Annotated in this window: 3 protein-coding genes; 2 read left to right on the top strand and 1 reads right to left on the bottom strand. The window is 72.1% G+C overall.

What is annotated here, in order from left to right:
* Nucleotides 1-262: 262 nt before the first annotated feature.
* Nucleotides 263-1,303, bottom strand: a complete 1,041-nt coding sequence (locus ADY59_RS46760) for a neutral zinc metallopeptidase (RefSeq protein ID WP_231619237.1) — start codon at nt 1,301-1,303, stop codon at nt 263-265.
* A 704-nt stretch (nt 1,304-2,007) separates the two neighbouring features.
* On the opposite strand from ADY59_RS46760, the gene ADY59_RS46755 reads away from it, so the two are divergent.
* Nucleotides 2,008-2,877 (top strand): LysR family transcriptional regulator, encoded by an 870-nt coding sequence (locus tag ADY59_RS46755; RefSeq protein ID WP_049577667.1) that lies wholly within the window; start codon nt 2,008-2,010, stop codon nt 2,875-2,877.
* Nucleotides 2,878-2,957: 80 nt separating this feature from the next.
* Complete coding sequence (locus ADY59_RS46750; protein WP_049577665.1) at nt 2,958-3,785, top strand: AfsR/SARP family transcriptional regulator; 828 nt, start codon at nt 2,958-2,960, stop codon at nt 3,783-3,785.
* Nucleotides 3,786-3,787: the final 2 nt, after the last annotated feature.

Raw genomic sequence — 3,787 nt, 5'->3', positions numbered from 1 at the left:
GTCGTGGGGAGGGCGGGCCGGGTCCTGGGGGGTGTCGGGCGAGTTGCCGGCGGTGGGACGGGAGCGGCGAGGGGGACGCCGTTTCCTGCCACCCCCGGGCGCGGCGCCTGACCCATCGCGATTGCTCACACCGGCTCCTTCACACGCCTACCAGGCAGAACCCGTGGGTTTGCCCCCCATTGGCACAAGATTGCCAGGATTCTAGCTGCCATATATGGACATCAAAGACATGTGCCCAAGCTGAGATGAACGTCGGATGACCTCACGAGGTCGCCGAGGACGGCATCACCCAGGTGTTGCACTGGTACGCCTGGCTCTTCTCCCAGCCCTGCCGGAACCACCGATAATTGTTGGCACGCGAGCCGTGGTCACGCGGATATCCCGGATAGTCGCCCACCTGCCCGTAGAACGCGAACAGGCGGCTCCGGTTGCCGGTGCTGACGGGATAGGTCGCCGCCACCGAACGCATCCACATCCCGCCGAAACAGGTTGCCTGGAGCTCCAGCCGCCGGCTCAGCGCGAGCTTGCCGCTGTTGCTCGACGAGGCCAGCGTCTGCGCCCACCACGAGTCCATCAGGCCCGTGATGTTCTGCACGTGATGCCCGTACTCGTGGGCCATCATGCTGATGATCCCGCCGTGCCAGGAGATGATCTGGCCGTAGCCGCGGGCGTTGCCGTTCCCCCTGGCCATGGCCGAGGTCGAGGCGTAGATGGTGCTGTTGCGCGGGCAGTAGTACGGCACCATGCTCCCCGGCTGCGGGTAGTCGCCGCAGGCCCCCCTGCCCCGCCCGGAGGCGATCGCGTAGTTCGGCGGGCGGAAGGGGATGCCCTGCTTGGTGAGGATCTGGCCCCAGGCCCGGTCCATGCACTTGCTGGTCCTGAGGATCAGCGACTTGAGCTGGCTGTGGCTGTGGATGCTCGCGTTGCCAGCCCGGCAGGTCAGCCTCGGCAGCGCGCCCGCCCGGTACATGGTGTTGTTCTTCAGGCTCCGGTTGACCGTCACCTGGCGGGGCGGCTCGACGGTGGTGTCGGGCTCGTCGTCCCGCGTCGGGGTCGGCGTGGGCCTGCGGGTGGGCTCGCGCGTCGGCTCCCGGCTGGGCTCCCGGGTCGGCTCGTCCGACTCCGACGGCCGCCCGGTCCGTCCCTCGCCCGGCTCGTCGTACCGGGACGACGTCGGGATCGCGATCGGCGTCGTCGACTCCGAGCTGGAGCCGGACGAGCCGCCGAACAGCGCCGCGCCGATGACGATCAGCACGAACAGCCCCGCCACCGAGCCGAACACGGCCCCCAGCACCCCGGCCACCCCGATGCCCTGCTTCCGGCGCGGCGGCTGCCAGTTCCCGTACGGCCCGTGCCCGTGCGGGGACGGTGGCGGCTGCTGCCAAGGCGCCCCCTGCTGGGGCGGCGGCGGGTACGGCTGCCCCTGCGGCGGTCCCTGGGGCGGGTACGGCCGGCCCTGGGGCGGCCCCTGCTGCGGGTACGGCTGCCCCTGCGGCGCGTACGGGTCGCCGTGGTGTCCGGGGTACGGCCGGCCGGACGGCTGCCCGGGAGGCGGCTGCTGCCCCGGATGCGGCGGTTGCGCGTGCCCGGGGTACGGGTTGGCCGGCGGCTGCCCAGGATAGGGGTTCGCGGGCGGCTGCGCGGCTCCCGGGTACGGGTTCCCGTGCCCCGGGTGAGGATGGGGCCGGCCGGCGGGCTCGGGAGGGGGCGGCTGGCCGTACCCCGGCGGTGGCCACGGCCGCGAAGGTGGCCGCTGGGGCTGTCCTGGCCCCTGGGGCGGGGGAGGGTACTGCCCGTTGCCTGTCACCGTGATGCCCCTTGAGTCGCTTGTCCCGAATGAGTGACTTGAGTGGTCACCCTCGGAGGCTTTGCCAAATTTGGGGCAGAAGCATACTGATTTATCACCCGTCACGGATGTAGCGGTGCTCGGTTACAGTCCGAAATCATTCGAGGTGATCTCCGCTATGTCCCGCACCCCGCGGCGGCCGTTGTCCTAGCTTCTTTGCCATGAACCTCCAGCAGCTCCGCTATGTGGTCGCGACTGCGGAGCACCGCACCATGACCGATGCGGCCAAGTCGCTTTACATCGCACAACCTGCGCTTTCCCGTGCGATCCGGGATCTTGAGCGAGAGCTCGGCATGACGCTCTTCGCCCGCTCCGGGCGCGGCGTGGTGGTCACGGCGCAGGGCCGCCGAGTGGTGAAGCTGGCGCGGGAGGCGCTCGACGCCGTCCACGAGATCGAGGGCCTCGCCAGCCATGGCGGCGGCGGGGAGGCGGAGCTGCGCATCGCCTCCACCCCGAGCCTGGAGCCCGGTCTCGCGGGGCGGCTGCTGCCCGCCTACGCCGCCGACCACCCCGGCGTCCGTGTGCACATCGTGCGCTGCGACGGCCGTGACGCCGTGGTCAGCGCCATCAGGGACCAGCGGGCCGACCTCGGCCTGACGGACCTGCCCGTGCCCGGCGACCTCGTCACCCACCCCCTCGAACGCCAGGAGATCGTGCTGATCTCCCCGCCCGGCCTCGAACTGCCCAACCCGGTGCCCATGGGCAGGCTCGACGGCATGCGCCTGGCCCTGCCCGCCCGTGGCAGCGTCCGCCGCCGCGAGCTCGACGCGATGTTCGGCAAGTACGCCGTCAGCCCCCGCGTCGTGCTCGAGACCGACGAGCGCAACGGCTGGCTCAACGCCGTACGCGCGGGCCAGGCGTCGCTGCTGTGGTATCGCGGGATGGCCGAGCAGGCCAGCAGAGCCGGCCTCGTGGTCCGCTCCCTGGAGCCCGCCGTGCGCCGCGTCATCGCCGTGGTGCACGCCCGGCGCCGCCTGCCGCTGATCGCCCAGGATTTCCTGGCGACGGCGGAGAAGGGCACCGCCGCCTGAGCGGCGCCCACGCCGGGATGCTGGCGTTCGGCAAGAAAAGTGCAAACCCGGGCTGAGAGCATTCTCAGCGGAGGGAATACATGCGCTTCAGGATTCTCGGCCCGCTGGTCATCGAACATGACGCCGGCGAGCTGCACCTCGGGGGAGGCCTGCAACGCGTCGTCATGGCGCTGCTCCTGCTGGAGGCCAACCGGACCGTGCCGCTCGACCGGCTGATCGAGGCGGCCTGGGGGCAGGAGCCGCCCGGCACCGCCCGCAACCAGATCCAGATCCGGGTCTTCCAGCTCCGGCGGGTCCTGGACGACACCGTCCAGCCCTTCCGGGTGCTGCTGACCCGGCCGCCCGGCTATCTGCTGAAGGTCGGGCCGGGCCGGCTCGACCTGGCCGACTTCGACGCGCTGGTGGCCCGGGCGCACGGCGAGGACGCCGAGCGGGCCGCCGCGACGCTCCGGGAGGCGCTCGCCCTGTGGCGGGGGCCCGCCCTGGCGGACGTCGAGAGCGACCTGCTCCTGCCGATCGCGCACGACCTGGAGGAGCGGCGCCTGCTGGCCCGCGAGCGCCTGGCCGACCTGGACCTGGAGCTCGGCCGCCACCAGCAGCTCGTGGGGGAGCTGCGGCGGGCGGTCCAGGACCACCCGCTGCGCGAGCGGCCGTACGGCCAGCTCATGCTCGCCCTCTACCGGTCGGGCCGCCAGGCGGAGGCGCTCGACGCCTTCCGCGACTACCGCGGCATGCTGCTCGACACGCTCGGCCTCGAACCCGGCGACGAGCTGCGCCGGCTGGAGCTGGCCATCCTCAACCAGGACGCCTCGCTCGCCCTCGGCTACGACACCGGCCCCGCCATCCGCCTCCCGGGCTCCAGCCACTTCCAGGAGCCGGGCGGGCGGATGGCGGGGCCGGTGTCGTAGCC

Source organism: Nonomuraea sp. SBT364, from assembly GCF_001083785.1.
GTDB lineage: Bacteria > Actinomycetota > Actinomycetes > Streptosporangiales > Streptosporangiaceae > Nonomuraea.
This window is presented reverse-complemented; position numbering and strand designations above follow the sequence as displayed.